Source organism: Kytococcus sp. HMSC28H12 (assembly GCF_001816045.1).
GTDB lineage: Bacteria > Actinomycetota > Actinomycetes > Actinomycetales > Dermatophilaceae > Kytococcus > Kytococcus schroeteri.
This window is the reverse complement of record NZ_KV824615.1, coordinates 1-14,564: the sequence shown is the minus strand read 5'-3', so window position 1 is coordinate 14,564 and position 14,564 is coordinate 1. Positions and strand designations below refer to the sequence as shown.

The 14,564-nt window shown below is 73.5% G+C and carries 13 protein-coding genes; 8 read left to right on the top strand and 5 right to left on the bottom strand.

The features are described 5' to 3' along the window. Window positions 1-196 precede the first annotated feature (196 nt). Together HMPREF3099_RS09765 and HMPREF3099_RS09760 are read right to left on the bottom strand one after the other, a co-directional pair. Entirely contained in the window at window positions 197-1,855 is a 1,659-nt protein-coding gene (locus HMPREF3099_RS09765; RefSeq protein ID WP_083323692.1) for an alkaline phosphatase D family protein, read from the bottom strand. Window positions 1,856-1,993: 138 nt separating this feature from the next. Further along, window positions 1,994-3,493: a peptide MFS transporter gene (locus HMPREF3099_RS09760; protein WP_070705794.1), complete on the bottom strand. Its 1,500-nt coding sequence runs from the start codon at window positions 3,491-3,493 to the stop codon at window positions 1,994-1,996. Window positions 3,494-3,755: 262 nt separating this feature from the next. Here HMPREF3099_RS09760 and HMPREF3099_RS09755 point away from each other — a divergent pair, with 262 nt between their 5' ends. Further along, on the top strand, window positions 3,756-4,490 hold the full coding sequence (locus HMPREF3099_RS09755) for a CPBP family intramembrane glutamic endopeptidase (protein ID WP_070705793.1): 735 nt from the start codon (window positions 3,756-3,758) through the stop codon (window positions 4,488-4,490). Between the two features lie 103 nt (window positions 4,491-4,593). After that, entirely contained in the window at window positions 4,594-6,141 is a 1,548-nt protein-coding gene (locus HMPREF3099_RS09750; protein WP_083323691.1) for a DUF2867 domain-containing protein, read from the top strand. A 111-nt stretch (window positions 6,142-6,252) separates the two neighbouring features. Here the strand turns inward: HMPREF3099_RS09750 and HMPREF3099_RS09745 are convergent, their stop codons facing one another. Further along, window positions 6,253-6,933 (bottom strand): mechanosensitive ion channel family protein, encoded by a 681-nt coding sequence (locus HMPREF3099_RS09745; protein ID WP_070705792.1) that lies wholly within the window; start codon window positions 6,931-6,933, stop codon window positions 6,253-6,255. A gap of 142 nt (window positions 6,934-7,075) precedes the next feature. Between HMPREF3099_RS09745 and HMPREF3099_RS09740 the strand changes: the two genes are divergently transcribed. The 5 genes from HMPREF3099_RS09740 (at window position 7,076) to HMPREF3099_RS09720 (ending at window position 11,835) form a co-directional block, all read left to right on the top strand. After that, the gene (locus HMPREF3099_RS09740) at window positions 7,076-8,053 is read left to right on the top strand and encodes a quinone oxidoreductase family protein (RefSeq protein WP_070705791.1); all 978 of its coding nucleotides are present in this window, start codon (window positions 7,076-7,078) and stop codon (window positions 8,051-8,053) included. A gap of 227 nt (window positions 8,054-8,280) precedes the next feature. Further along, complete coding sequence (locus HMPREF3099_RS09735; RefSeq protein WP_083323690.1) at window positions 8,281-9,348, top strand: ABC transporter ATP-binding protein; 1,068 nt, start codon at window positions 8,281-8,283, stop codon at window positions 9,346-9,348. Continuing rightward, the gene (locus HMPREF3099_RS09730; RefSeq protein WP_083323689.1) at window positions 9,345-10,100 is read left to right on the top strand and encodes an ABC transporter permease; all 756 of its coding nucleotides are present in this window, start codon (window positions 9,345-9,347) and stop codon (window positions 10,098-10,100) included. The genes HMPREF3099_RS09735 and HMPREF3099_RS09730 overlap by 4 nt, the downstream gene beginning before the upstream one ends. Then, complete coding sequence (locus tag HMPREF3099_RS09725) at window positions 10,097-11,233, top strand: sensor histidine kinase (protein ID WP_070705790.1); 1,137 nt, start codon at window positions 10,097-10,099, stop codon at window positions 11,231-11,233. The genes HMPREF3099_RS09730 and HMPREF3099_RS09725 overlap by 4 nt, the downstream gene beginning before the upstream one ends. Further along, the gene (locus HMPREF3099_RS09720) at window positions 11,230-11,835 is read left to right on the top strand and encodes a response regulator transcription factor (protein ID WP_070705788.1); all 606 of its coding nucleotides are present in this window, start codon (window positions 11,230-11,232) and stop codon (window positions 11,833-11,835) included. The genes HMPREF3099_RS09725 and HMPREF3099_RS09720 overlap by 4 nt, the downstream gene beginning before the upstream one ends. A gap of 48 nt (window positions 11,836-11,883) precedes the next feature. Here the strand turns inward: HMPREF3099_RS09720 and HMPREF3099_RS09715 are convergent, their stop codons facing one another. Further along, window positions 11,884-13,104, bottom strand: a complete 1,221-nt coding sequence (locus HMPREF3099_RS09715) for an ATP-grasp fold amidoligase family protein (RefSeq protein ID WP_070705786.1) — start codon at window positions 13,102-13,104, stop codon at window positions 11,884-11,886. 47 nt (window positions 13,105-13,151) lie between these two features. Beyond that, window positions 13,152-13,709 (bottom strand): BCCT family transporter, encoded by a 558-nt coding sequence (locus HMPREF3099_RS09710; protein WP_237769823.1) that lies wholly within the window; start codon window positions 13,707-13,709, stop codon window positions 13,152-13,154. 231 nt (window positions 13,710-13,940) lie between these two features. On the opposite strand from HMPREF3099_RS09710, the gene HMPREF3099_RS09705 reads away from it, so the two are divergent. Then, complete coding sequence (locus HMPREF3099_RS09705; protein WP_070705779.1) at window positions 13,941-14,519, top strand: hypothetical protein; 579 nt, start codon at window positions 13,941-13,943, stop codon at window positions 14,517-14,519. Window positions 14,520-14,564: the final 45 nt, after the last annotated feature.

Genomic DNA, 14,564 nt, shown 5'->3' with positions numbered 1-14,564 from the left:
AACCATGGAGGACGGACACCCCACCCCGAGGGACACCCGGTGGGCCGCCCGACGGGTCACGACGCCGCTCGCTCTCGGAAGGAGGCAGGACGTGACGCGCGGACAGCACACGCCGGGAGCCCGGCGCAGGACCGTCCTGCACCGGGCTCCGCGTGCCGCCGCGCCGTCCCGGGAGGGCCCGCGGGAACGCGCTGGGTCAGGCGCTCTGCAGCCCGCGCACGCCGTCGGACAGGCGGAAGGTGGCGTCCGTGCGCACGGCACCGCCCATCGTGCTCACGCGGTCGACCGCGCGGAAGGTGCCGGTCAGGGCGTCGGCCGCGAGGTCCAGGCGCAGGTAGCCGCGCGTGGTCTCGTGATAGCGCATGTGCGGGTTGTCCGCGTCGCCGGTGAAGGCGGAGTCCTTGCTGTCACCGCCGGAGGTCACCGACGTGGTCACCAGCTCCGAGGCGATGGTGGTGCGGCCCGAGTCGGTGGTGCGCCACAGGTCGCTCGCGAAGGACTCGTGCACGTCACCGGTGAGCACCAGCGGGTTGCGGGCACCGGACCGCTCGATGCTGGTGAGCAGGCGGTCCTTGGCGGCCACGTAGCCGTCCCAGGCGTCCTGGTTGGTCATGAAGCCGGGGCCGGCCATCATGTCGTACTGCGCCACCATCACCTGCTGGCCGAGCACGTCCCAACGGGCACCGGAGGAGCGCAGGCCCTCGTCGAGCCAGGCCTCCTGCGTGGAGCCCAGCATCGTGCGGCGGGTGTCGTAGGTGGCCGGCACCGGGCCCACCCAGCCGGTCTGGTCGGAGCGGTACTGGCGGGTGTCGAGCATGTGGAAGGTGGCCATGCGACCCCACGTGAGGCGGCGGTACAGGTGGATGCCGTCGGCCGTGGGCACCGAGGTGCGGCGCAGCGGCATGTTCTCCCAGTACGCACGGAAGCCCGCGGCGCGACGCTCGAGGAAGGCCGGCGTGCGGCCGAACACCTCGTGGTACTCCGCGGCCCAGTCGTTGTCGATCTCGTGGTCGTCGAAGACCACCACCCACGGGGCGGTGGCGTGCAGGGCCTGGAGGTCGGCATCGGTCTTGTACAGGGCGTGGCGGCGCCGGTAGTCGGCCAGCGTGTGGATCTCGGCGCCCACCATCCTGCGGGCCACGCCGGACTTCACCGGGTACCCGCCCGGGCCGTGCTCGTAGATGTAGTCACCCAGGTGGAGGACCATGTCGGGCGCCTCGTCCGCGAGGTGCCGGTAGGCGGTGAAGAAGCCGTGCTCCCACTGCGCGCACGAGACCACGCCGATGCGGGCCGGGCGGTCGCTCGTGGGCGCCGGGGCGGTGCGGGTGCGACCCACCGGGGAGACGTGCGATCCCACGCGGAAGCGGTAGGCGTACCAGGCGTCGGGACGCAGCCCGGAGAGCTCGATGTGGACGCTGTGGCCCACGGAGGAGTCGGTGGTCACGGACCCGCGGCGCACGATGGTGCGGAAGGTCTCGTCGGTGGCCAGCTCCCACTCCACGGTGGTCCTCGTGGACGCCGTGAGACCACCCAGGCCGTCGGCGGCCACCGGGTCCGGGGCGATGCGGGTCCACAGCACCACGCCGTCGGGCGTCGGGTCACCGCTGGCCACGCCGAGGCGGAAGGGGTAGGCGTCCCCGGCGGCCGCGGTGCCGGTGAGCAACGGCGAGGCGCCGAGGACCGCCGCGGCAGCACCCGAGGCGAGCACCAGGCGGCGCGAGGGCGCGGTGGCGGGGGTGTGGGTGGGGCCGACAGCAGTCGGGTCGGCGGAGGTGACCGAGGCCGCGGAGGTCGAGGAGTGCGTCGCGGCACTCCGCACGGTCAGGGCATGGGAGGTCTGTGCAGGGGTGCGCATGGCGGCACAGTGTGTACCGGGCACGTGGCACCGATCTGGTCCATGGGTGAATCCGGGGTGAACGCTGGGCAAGGACTTGCCCACGACGCCGGTGGCCCGCCACGCGAGCGCGCAGCGGGCCACCTCAGGAGCGTCGGGTCAGTGCGCCAGGCGCTCCGGCTCGGCGTCGGCCATGAGGCGCGACACCTTGGGCACGAGCAGGAACAGCAGCAGGCCGAACACGATCGCGATGCCACCGGTGGTCAGGAAGAACACGTGGTCCTCCATGCCCTCCATGGCCAAGATCAGCTGACCGGCGATGGACTGGCCGGTCGCCGAGGACAGGAACCACAGCGCCATCGCCTGCGAGGCGAACGCCTTGGGCGCCAGGGACGCCGTCGCGGACAGGCCCACCGGGCTGAGGCACAACTCGGCGACGGTCTGCACCACGAACACCAAGACCAGCACCCACACCGGGCTGGTGGCACCGGGGAAGGTGAGCGAGGCCCACGCCAGGAAGATGAACGTCAGGCCCACGATGGACACACCGAGGGCGATCTTGGCGGCGGTGGACGGGAACTTGCCGCTGCGGGCGGCCCACAGCATCGCGAAGAGCGGCGCCAGGACGATGATCGAGATGGGGTTGACCGACTGGAACCACTCCGGGTTCCACTCGAAGCCGAGCGAGCCCAGGTCGGTGCGGTTCTTGCCGTAGCTGGCCAGCTTGACGGCGGCCTGCTCGAAGATCATCCAGAACGCCACGGCGGCCAGCCAGATGGGCAGGTAGGCCCACAGGTGCTTGCGCTCGACCGGCTCCACCTTGGAGCTGCGGAACATCGTGACGAAGTAGGCGACGGAGGCCACCAGCGACAGGATGAAGATGCCGTCGGCGATCGCCTCGGGCCAGGTCTCGCGCCACAGGCGGGCCACGCCGATGGCGGCGGCCACCAGGGCCAGCAGCCCCAGCGCGAGCACGGGCACGCGGCGGCGCTCCTCGGAGGACAGCGGGTTGGGGACGCGGATGGACTCGTCGGCCAGCGTGCGCTTGCCGATGAGGTAGGCCACCAGCGCCACGGCCATCCCGACCGCGGCGGCCGCGAAGCCCGCGTGGTAGCCCCAGTGGCTCTTGAGCCAGGCCACCACGAACGGCGAGAAGAACGCGCCGATGTTGATGGACATGTAGAAGATCGTGAACGCCTGGTCCTGGCGGACGTCGCGGTCGTCGTAGAGGTGGCCCACCATCGTGGACACGTTGGGCTTCAGGAAGCCGGTGCCCAGCGCGACCAGGACGATGCCCAGCCACGAGAAGAGGCTGCCGGGAACCGCCAGCGAGATGTGGCCGGCCATGATGACCACGCCGCCCAGCAGCACGCTGCGCTGCGGACCGATGAGGCGGTCGGCGGCCCAGCCACCGATGATCGACAACAGGTAGACGGCGGCACCGTAGGTGGCGACGATCGCCTCACCGACGCTGTCCTGGAGACCGAGGCCTCCATTGGCGACCGTGTCGACGATGTAGTAGAGCAGGATGGCGCGCATCCCGTAGTAGGAGAAGCGCTCCCACAGCTCGATGTTGAACAGCGTCGCCAGTCCCCGGGGGTGCCCCAGGAAGCTGCGGTCGTTCTCGGCCTTCCCCGTGGTGTGCACGGCGGTACTCATGGGTCTCCTCACCCTTCGTGTCGTCTCCGCAGGGGCGTGATGGAGCCGGTCCCCGGCGGGCCGCCGCGCAGTAAACCACAGACACAGGGTGATTCAGGACACAGAGGGGCGGGGCCGTGGGGCGCGGCCGGCGCCGGCCAGGGTGGGGGGCGACGCGGGTCTTCGCGCCGGCCTGGGTGTGGGGGCGAGGCGGGGCGCCGTGGATCACGGGTGTGGCCGTTGCGCACGGGACACGGGGACGGGCCGCACCTACCCTTGTGGCATGCGCACCCCCTTCGACCCGCTGGTCCGCGAGCTGCGGCACTTCGGCAGTGCGCAGTTCGTCGACCAGGTGCCGCGGGACCACCGGGTGACCACCGCGGAGCTCCGCCGTCGACAGCTGGTGGTGGCCTGCACGCTGCTGGTGGGGATCGTGTTCCTCGGCTGGTCGCTGCGCTCGGCGCCGGGGGCGCCGTCGTTCTACGGAGCCGCCGCCGCACTGGCCGTGACCTGGACCGCCGGCTCCTTCGCCTCCGGACCGCTGCACTTGGGGCGCAACCACACCCGGTCCGGCCAGCACTACGTCCGCCCGGTGGTGCAGCCGGTGCTGGTGGCCCTGGGGATCATCGTGGTGTTCGTCGTCGGAGCCCTGGTGGCCGCCCGCATCCCACTGCTGGAGGAGAGCGTCAACGCGGTGCTCGACCACGCCCGATTGGGCTACCTGCCGTTGGTGGTCGCACTGGCCCTGGTGAACGGGGTGGCCGAGGAGCTGTTCTTCCGGGGGGCGCTGTACTCGGCCACGCCCCGGTACCCGGTCACGGTGACCACGGTGGTCTACACGCTCACCACGATCGCGACCGGGTCGCTGGGCCTGGTCCTGGCCGCCGCCGTGCTCGGTCTCGTGGTCGGCCTGCAACGTCGGGTCACCGGCGGTGTGCTGGCACCAGTGATCGTGCACTGCGTGTGGTCGCTGGGGATGCTGCTGGTGCTGCCGACGCTCATGGAACGCGCGGTCTGAGTGCACCCACGGGCCGGGCGTGAGCGCGCACCGGCCGGGCGTGAGCGCGCACCGGCCTGGCGTGAGCGCGCACCCCACCCCAAGCGCCCCTACGCTGAGGATTATGGACACCGCCGCCACCGGACCACAGATCCGCCCCTCGACCGCTGATGGCACGACGTCCGGGACCGCCACCACCCCCGGGATCGCGCTGGTCACCGGTGCCACCGGGTACATCGGCTCCCGCCTGGTGCCCGCGCTGCTCGCCACCGGGTGGCAGGTGCGGGTGCTGGCCCGCTCCCCGGCGAAGCTCGAGGGCCGCCCCTGGGCGGACCGGGTGGAGGTCAGCGCCGGGGACGCGACCTCGGATGAGGACCTCGCCGAGGCCCTGGACGGCGTCGACGTGGCCTACTACCTGCTGCACTCCATGGACGGCGAGGGGCACTTCATCGAGCGCGAGCAGGCGATGGCCACCACCTTCGCCGACGCCTGCGACGAGGCGGGGGTGGGCCGCATCGTCTACCTGGGCGGCATGTACCCCCTGAACGAGCCGCTCTCGGAGCACCTGTACAGCCGCAAGGCCGTGGGCGACGTGTTCCTGGCCGCCCGCACCCCGGCCGCCGTGCTGCAGGCCGCCGTCATCGTGGGTGCCGGCTCGGCGAGCTTCGAGATGATCCGCCACCTCACCGACCGGCTGCCGGTGATGGTGGCCCCGGCCTGGCTGGCCAACCGCATCCAGCCGATCGCCGTCGCCGACGTGCTGCACTACCTGGTGGGCGCCGCGTCGCTGCCGACCGAGGTGAACCGGGCGTTCGACGTGGGCGGTGACGAGGTGCTGGAGTTCCGCGACATGCTGCAGCGCTACGCACAGCGTGCCGGTCTGGCGAGGCGCCGCATCGTGCTGGCGCCGGTGATGACCCCGTGGCTCGCCAGCCACTGGGTGGGCGTGGTGACCCCGGTGGATGCCGGGGTGGCCAAGCCGCTGGTCGGCTCTCTGGTGCACGAGGTGGTGGTCAAGGACGGGCGCGCGCTGGAGCAGTTCACCGGCGCCCCGTCCGGCGGCCACACGCCGTTCGACACCGCCATGGACCGCGCCCTGGACCGGTCCGATGCGGTGGACGCCCCACCGGTGGGCGAGGACGACCTGGCCGAGGACCCCGCCCACGCGACGCCCGCCGACCCGGCCTGGGTGGGCCGTCAGCCGCGGACCGAGACGTGGCGCACCGCCGTGGACGCCCCGGCCGACCGGGTGTGGGAGGTCGTCTCCTCCCTGGGCGGGCAGACCGGGTGGTTCGTGCCGGACTCGCTGTGGTCGATGCGGGGTCGCGTCGACACGCTGGCCGGCGGCCCGGGGCACCGCCACGTCCGCGACCACGCCGACCTGCGCGAGGGCGACCGGGTGGACTCCTGGCGCGTCGAGGAGGTGGGCGACCAGAACGGTGGGCGGTCGGTGCGGCTGCGCTCGGAGATGCGTCTGCCGGGCACCGCGCGCCTGCGGTTCACCGTCACCCCCGCGCCGGGCGACGACGGGCGGTCGGTGTTCGAGCAGGAGGTCGTGTTCGTGCCCCGCGGGCTCGGCGGGGAGGCCTACTGGTGGGGCCTGTTCGCCGCCCACCACGCCCTGTTCACGCAGATGCACGAGGGCATCGTCAAGGCCGCGAACCGCGGCTGACACGGAGGCTGCCCGACCGGTCGTGGCGCGCGGCGGCGAGCGCTCAGCGCGGGGTCGCGTCGGCGCCGGCGCGGCGGACGGTCTCGTCCAGCGTGACGCCCGCCTCGACGGTCACCACGCGCTGACCAGGCCGATCCCCTCGGCCGCGAACGCCCGCAGCACCGCGCGGATCACCGCGTCCTTGGCCTCCCGAGTCTCGAGCTGCCGGGCGCCGGACCAGAAGGGCAGCTCGGTGGTGACCGCCCCGGTGACCACCTCGGCGGCCAGCACCTGCGGCGCCGGGTCGGCGTGCACCTGGGGGACCGACAGCATCGCGGCCAGAGCCACCTCGCGCGCCCGGTCCTGGTCGGTGGCGAGGTCCAGGTCGACCGTCACCGTGGTGCGCACCCGTTCGTACCCGGTCTGCACGGTCACCACCTGGGAGGGCACCAGGCTGTTCGGCAGCAGCAGCTGCCGGCTGTCGAACGAGCGGATCACGGTGGAGCTCAGACCGATGTCCTCCACCGTCCCGCGCACGTCTCCCACGTGCACCTGGTCGCCGACGTTGAACCGGTCGCGGGCCAGGATGACGATGGCGGCGAACATGGTGCCCAGCACCGTCTGGAAGGCGATACCGGCGGCGATCGAGACGATGCCGATGCCACCGATGAGGTCCACCGGCTTGATGCTGGGGAAGACCATCGTGAACGCCACGCCGAGCGCCAGGAGCGCCACGGCCCACCCGACGATGCTGCCGAACACCCGCACCGCCGAGGCGCCCCGACCGCAGGCCCGCAGCACCCAGCGGACCACCAGGCGGGCACCAGACCCACGGCCAGCACCACGGCGCCCAGCAGCAGCGCGTCCAGGGTGATGACCGGCAGCCGCAGGGCCTCCAGAGTGGACTCGGCGTCATCCATGTCCTGACCGCAGTGGGCGTGGCAGGCTGGGGCCCATGCGCCACATCACCTTCTCCAAGCACGGCGGTTCCGAGGTCCTGCAGGTCACCGAGTCCCCCGACCCCACCCCGGGGCCCGGTGAGGTCGTCGTCGAGGTGGCCCGGGCGGGCGTCAACTTCATCGACACCTACTTCCGTCAGGGCACCTACCCGGTGGAGCTGCCCGCCACGGCCGGCAACGAGGGTGCGGGGCGGGTGGCGGCCGTCGGAGAGGGCGTCACCGACGTGGCCACTGGCGACCGGGTGGCCTGGTGCCTGGTGAACGGGCAAGGCTACACCACCCACGCGGTGGTGCCGGCCGAGAAGGTGGTGCCGGTGCCCGACGGCGTCTCCGACGAGCAGGCCGTGGCCGCCCTCGTGCAGGGCACCACCGCGCACGTCCTGGCCCGCGAGGTGTGGCCGCTCGAGGCCGGCGACACCGTGCTCGTGCACGCGGTGGCCGGCGGCGTGGGGCTGCTGCTCACGCAGATGCTGACGGCCGACGGCGTGGAGGTCATCGGCACCTGCTCCACGGACGCCAAGGCCGAGGCGGGCCGCGCGGCCGGCGCGGCGCACGTGGTGCGCTACGACCGTGAGGACGTGGCCGACCGGGTGCGGGAGATCACCGGTGGGCGCGGGGTGAAGGTGGCGTTCGACGGCGTGGGGGCCAGCACCTTCGACGCCTCGATGGCGAGCCTGTCCCCCCGCGGCCTGCTGTGCCTGTTCGGGGCCGCGAGCGGACCCGTGCCGCCGGTGGACCCGCAGCGGCTCAACGCCGCCGGGTCGGTCTACCTGACGCGGCCGACCCTGCACACCTTCGTGAGCACCCGCGAGGACCTGCTGCGGCTCACCGGGGACGTGCTCGCACAGGTGGCCGACGGGTCGCTGCGCCTCACCATCGGCGAGACCTACCCGCTGGCCGAGGCCGCCCGCGCCCAGGACGACCTCGCCGGGCGCCGCACCAGCGGCAAGTTGCTGCTCGACCCCACCGCCTGAGCCGGCACCCTCCGGGAACCTTTCAGACCCACCGCGACGTCGTAGTGGGTCTGAAAGGTTCCCGGAGGTGTGGGGCCCGCGAGGAGGGGCGCGGAGGGCAGGGGCGCGGCGGGGATCAGCGGCAGAAAGGCGCACGGCCGGCGCAGCGGGCACCCATGACTGCCGTCACGGTGAGGACGTGACGGCAGGGGCAGGTGCCAGGAGGCCCGCCGCAGCACGGTGGGTCCATGGACACCCCCACCACCGCCCCGACCCAGCGACCACACCCTGACGCGGCGCCCACGACCGCCGGCGCCGCCCCCGCCAACGCCGCCAGCACCTCTGGCGCACCCTCCGCCGGTGACCCGGTGCTGGAGCTCGCCGGCGTCACCAAGGCGTTCGGCCGGGGCACCCGGCGCGTCGAGGCCGTCCGCGGCGTGGACCTCACGCTCCGCCGCGGCGAGGTGGTGGCCCTGCTCGGCCACAACGGTGCCGGCAAGTCCGTGACGCTCGACCTGGCCATGGGTCTCCAGGCCCCCGATGCCGGCACGGTGCGCCTCTGCGGTGAACCACCGGCCACCGCGGTGCGTCGCGGCCGCCTCGGCGCGATGCTGCAGACCGGCTCCCTGCTCACCGACCTCACCGTCGCCGAGACCGTCCGCGCCGTCGGCGCTCTGCACCGCACCACCCGCCAGCGCTGCGAGGAGGTCATGGCCCGCACCGGCCTGGACCCCCTGGCCGGCCGGCGCGTCGGCAGGTGCAGCGGTGGCGAGCAGCAGCGCCTCCGCTTCGCCCTGGCCCTGCTGCCCGACCCCGACCTCCTCGTGCTCGACGAGCCCACCGCGGGCATGGACGTCACGGCACGCCAGGAGTTCTGGGGCACCGTCACCCAGGAGGCGCACGCCGGGCGCACCATCGTCTTCGCCACCCACTACCTCGCCGAGGCCGAGGAGTACGCGCCCCGCACGGTGCTCATGGCCAGCGGGCGCGTCATCGCCGACGACGCCACCGCCGCCGTGCGCAACCGGGTGCCCGGCCGCATGCTGCGCTGCACGGTGCCCCGGGCCGATGCGGTGCTGGGCACCCTGGCGGGCGACCCCACCGTGGTGGACGCGCGCGCCACCGCCGAGGACCGCCTCGAGCTGCGCACCACCGACTCCGACCGCCTGGCCACCCTGGCCCTGCAGCAGTGGGGCGCCCGCGAGCTCGAGGTGGTGCCGCTGGGCCTCGACGAGGCCTTCGCCGAGCTCACCCGCACCGCCAGCACGAGCACCGCCAGCACCCCGTCCGCAACGACCCCCAGGAGCACCCCGTGAGCATCCCGTTCTCCCCCACCTACCTGCGCATCGACACCGTGCGCATCCTGCGCAACGTCTCCAACCTCGTGTTCACCATCGGTCTGCCGGTGTTCATGTACCTCGTGTTCTCCAGCGGCCAGACCGGTGACTTCCAGCTGCCCGGCGGCAACGGCGCCGCCCTGGTGGCGGTCAACCTCGCCACCTACGGGGCGTGCACCGCATGTGCGGCCATCGGCGCCCTGACCGCCTGGGAGCGCCAGCAGGGCTGGACCCGCCAGGTGCTGCTCACCCGACTGAGCCCGGTCGGGTTCGCCGTGCAGAAGCTGCTCACCGCCCTGCTCGTGGCCGCGGTGCCGATGGTGGTGGTGCTCGGCATCGCCGCGTCCACCGGCGCCGAGGCGTCCTGGCAGACCTGGCTCACCGCGGGCGTGACCGGCTGGCTCGGTTCCTCCCTGTTCGCCCTGTTCGGCCTGCTCGTGGCCCTGGTGATGCGGTCGGACTCGGCCATCGGCATCGCGTCCGGGTCGCTCGTGGTGTTCGCCTTCCTGGGCAACATCTTCATGCCCCTCTCGGGCTGGCTGCTCGACCTGGCGCGCTTCACGCCCATGTTCGGCGTGGCCAACGCGGCCAGCCGCCCCGTCACCCACGGGTGGCTCGATCGGACCACCCAGGTGCCGCTGTGGCAGCCGTGGGCGACGATGGGCGCATGGTTCCTGGTGCTGGGGGTGGCGTGCGCCCTGATGATGCGGCGGACGGGCGGACGGGCGTGAGCTCCCCCGCCGCCTCCGGTCCCGACCCGTGGCAGCGCTGGTCACTGGCCATCGCCCTGTCGTTCATGGTCTTCCTGGTCTTCCCCGCCATGGCCGCCTTCCGGGCCCCCGTCGGGTGGGAGGCGCAGGGGCTCACCCTGGCGGCGGTGCTGGCCTTCGCGGTGGTCTACCTCGTGGGCTACTCCGAGTGGCGCCCGTGGCTGGTGCTCTGCGCCCTGCTCGCGCTCACCGCGGCCACCGTGCCCGTGCTGGGCCCCGGCGCCCTGGGCCTGGTGCCCTACGTGGGCGTGCACTGCGCCCTGCAGCTGCCCCGCCCGGCCCACCTGCCCGTCGCCCTGGGCGCGGCCGCCACCCCGCTGCCGATGCTGCTCACCCCCTGGCCCGATGCCGCGTGGTTCGCCCTCCTGACCCTGCCGGTGACCTCCGGGATGCTCGCGGTGCGCCAGATGATCCACCGCGGCACCGAGCTGCAGGAGGTGGAGACCGCCTGGGCCGTCTCCGCCGAGCGCGAGCGCGTGGCCCGCGACGTGCACGACGTGCTGGGGCACTCGTTGACCGCCATCGTGCTCAAGGCCGACCTGGCCGAGCGCCTCATCGGCCGGGACGACGAGCGCGCCCGCGCCGAGGTGGCCGAGGTGGCCGCGCTCGCCCGCACCGCCCTGGGCGAGGCGCGCTCCACCGTGGTGGGGCTGCGCTCGCCGCAGGTGGAGGCCGAGCTGGACCGTGCCGCCGACCTGGCCCGCAGCGCCGGCGCCGTGCTGGCCGTGGAGGGCAGCGCCACCGCCGTGCCGCCGCGCTTCCGCCCCGTCACCGCGTGGGTGCTCCGCGAGGCCGTGACCAACGTGGCCCGCCACGCCGGGGCCGCGCACGTGACGGTGCGCCTGGCCGCCGACCGGGTGGAGGTGCAGGACGACGGTCGTGGCCTGCCCGAGGGGGCTCACACCGCCGAGGGCTCGGGCATGCGCGGCATCCGCGAGCGCGTGGCCTCCCTCGGGGGCACCGTCACCTGGTCCGATGCCGCTCCCGGCACCCGGCTGGTGCTCACCTTCCCGACCGGCGCGGCCTCGCCGACCGGTGCCGCGCCGGCCGGCGGCGCGACGACCACCCCGACCCCGCAGGAGGCCCCCCGATGATCCGTGTGCTCGTGGTGGACGACCAGGCCCTGGTGCGCGGCGCCCTGGCGGCCCTGCTCGACCTGGAACCCGACCTGCACGTGGTGGGCCAGGTGTCCGACGGCCCGTCCGCCGTGCAGTTCGCCGCCGAGCAGCCGGTGGACGTGGTGCTGCTGGACATCGAGATGCCCGGCGGGAGCGGCATCGACGCCCTGCCCGAGCTGGTGGGCCACCCCGAGGGGCCCCGCGTGCTGGTGGTCACCACCTTCGGCCGGCCGGGTTACCTGCGCCGCGCCCTCGACGCCGGGGCCAGCGGCTTCGTGGTCAAGGATTGCCCGCCGGCCGAGCTGGTGGAGGCCGTGCGTCGCACCCACGCCGGGCTGCGCACCGTGGACGCCGAGCTGGCCGCGGCCTCGATGCTGGCCGGCCCCAACCCGCTCACCCCGCGGGAGACCGACGTGCTGCGGCTGACCTCTGCCGGCAAGGGGGTCGCCGAGATCGCCGGCGAGCTGTTCCTCTCGGCCGGCACGGTGCGCAACCACCTGTCCTCCGCCATCGGCAAGACGGGGGCACGCACCAGCGCCGGGGCGGCCACCACGGCCCGCGAGAACGGCTGGCTGTAGGAGCCCTCAGCCACGCGGGTGTCGGGCCCCGCGTGGGCGCACCCGCGCTCAGGCGCCGGGCAGGAACTCGCGCAGCAGCTTCGGCACGGGGTGGTCCCCGGCCACCAGACCGTACGGACGTGCGCCGGTGTAGAGGTCGGACTCCAGGCGCACCTGGGCGCGCTCCCACAACCGCCCGAAGCGCACGTCGTCCTCGGCCCGGAGGTACTGGTTCCCACCGGGGCCGAGGGTGAGCTCGCCCATGACGACACCGCGGGTGGTGGCGTACAGGTCCACCCGGAGGAAGGGCAGGGGCGCCACCCTCGACAACCTGCGGGCGGTCTCCAGGATCTCCGGCAGCTGGGGTGAGAGCGGGATCGACTGGTCCACGCGCTCCTTGCGCCACACGGCATCCCGCCCCTCATGGTCGAAGTAGCGGAAACGCACCCCCTCGGAGAACCCCTCCACCCCGAAGTGCGTGTGGGTGCGGCGCACGAAACCGCCGCCGATCTCGCCGTAGAAGCAGTACACCTTGTAGTCGTGGGGGATGCTGCCGGACCCGTCGTCGCCCACGAGCATCTCCTCGGCGTACCAGGGGCCACGGAGTCCCGGCCTCGACGTCACCCAATCGATCACCTCGGACGCGCTGAGGCTGCGCGAGGAGTCGTCGGTTACCTCGTAGCGGTCGGGGTGACCCGGCTGCCGCCGCAACGGGATCACCCCCCGGCTGCCGGCGCTCCGGTTCGCCTTGAGCACGAAGGTGTCGGGCAGGCCCGAGAGGTCGATCTCCTCGGGGGCGCGCCAGAGTCCGTGGATGGTCGGCACGCCGATGCCGTGGCTCGCCGCCAGCGCGAGGGCCGACAGCCGGTCGGACACCACCGGCCGGGGGTGAGGCAGACCGGTCTGCTGGACGGCATACGTGTACCGGCGCACCTCGAAGAGCTTTGCCACGAAGCTCGCGTATGCCCGAGGGTCACCCTTCTTCGTGCCACCGGTGTTGCGGAGGCCGGCGCTGCGCAGGCGGTCCTGCACCGCAGGTGGCAGCACCGCCCGGGGCATCGCGTTGGGGGCGTCGACCACCGCCCGCATCGCGCTGGCCTGTTCGAGACGGCCCCTCACCCGGGTGAGCTCGGAGCGCACCTCGGACAGCTCCGCGTGGGCCCGGGACAGTTCGTCCTCGCGTTGCGAGAGCTGGCCCCCGCATCGGGCGAGCTGCTCCTCCAGCTGCCTCCTGCGCTCCGCTCCAGGGCGCAGTCGTCGGGCCAGGGAGCGGAGCCGGGAGGAGGTCATGGGGCCAGAGGTTATCCCTGGGGGCACTCCCGCGGCGCGTCGTCGGCCTACTCGTTCGTCTCGTCGTCGTACGCCACCGGCTCGCCGTCCTCGTCGGTGCGCTGGTACCAGGCCGTGTACTCCTCGGCGGTGGACTCGAAGTCCCGGCCGGCCGCCCACTGCCCGGCCTCGCCGTGCGCCGGCTCCACCGCCAGCTTGCAGTCGTCGCCGTACTCGGTGACGCCCTCGCGCACCGCGTTCTCCAGCGCCTGCTGCCGGAACTCGCGGCGGATCATCATCGGGTCGGTGGAGAAGTCGCGCAGCACGGCCACGCACATGCCGATCATCACCACGGCGAAGGGCAGCGCCGAGACGGTGACCAGGTTCTGCAGGCCGGTGAGGGCCGTGGCCCCGCCGATGAGCAGGATCACCACGGCGATGCCGTTGAACAGCCAGCCGAGGTTGGCCATTACCCAGGTGAGCATGGCGGTGGTCACGCGGGTGACCTGCGCGGCATCGGACAGCCCCCAGGCGATGAAGGCCAGCACCGCGGCGGCGGACGTGCCGAGCACCACCTTGTCGATGCCGTAGCGCACCTTCTGGTCCTCCACCGAGACACCGGGCACGATCGCCGGGTGGATTCTGTGCGGGTAGGAGACCTCGCGCAGGAACCGGCGCCGGCGGCCGTGGGGGTCCGGGGTGGCGGCGTGCGCGCCGGCGGCGTCACGGCGTCGGGGTCCACCGGTGGGTGGGGTGGGTATGGGGTGCCTCCGGGGGTCGGTCGGGGTCGACCCCACGGTATGTCCCGGCCGGTCGCGGATTGGGCCCACTCCGCGCCCGGGTGCTAGGCAGGGGGGATGAACACCGCACCGAGCACCGGACCCGTCCGCACCTCGAAGCGCCTGCTGGCCCTCGCGGTCCTGCCCGCCGCCCTCGCCCTGGGCGCCTGCGGCGGGGGTGAGGAGTCCACCGGGACGAGCACGAGCCCCTCCGCCGAGGCCCCGGCGGAGACGAACGCGGAGACGCCCGGCGGGGAGTCCGCGCCCGGCGGGGAGTCCGTCGACGCCGAGGGCTCCGCCGCCCCGGAGGACGCCGGGTCCGACCCGGAGTCCGACCCGTCGGAGGCGGCTGCCGGCCAGGACGGCGCCCTGGACATCGCGACCTTCAAGGACATGGAGGGCATCGACACGAAGGTCAAGAAGCTCTCCGCCACGGACGCCTGCGGCTACTGGCAGGGCGCCATGAGCGACCCGGCCTCCCTGGACGCACCCGCGGAGGGCGCGCAGGGCCTCAAGGACCTGGCCAAGGTCTCCCCGCCGGCGGTAGGCAAGGCCCTCACCGGCCTGGCCGGGGCGATGGAGAAGGCCAAGGGCCCGCAGGACCCGAAGATCGGCCAGCAGCTGGGCAAGGTCGAGCAGGCCTGCATGGGCGGCTGACGCCCGTCCTCGACGCGAGGGGCCGCACCCGGGTGGGTGCGGCCC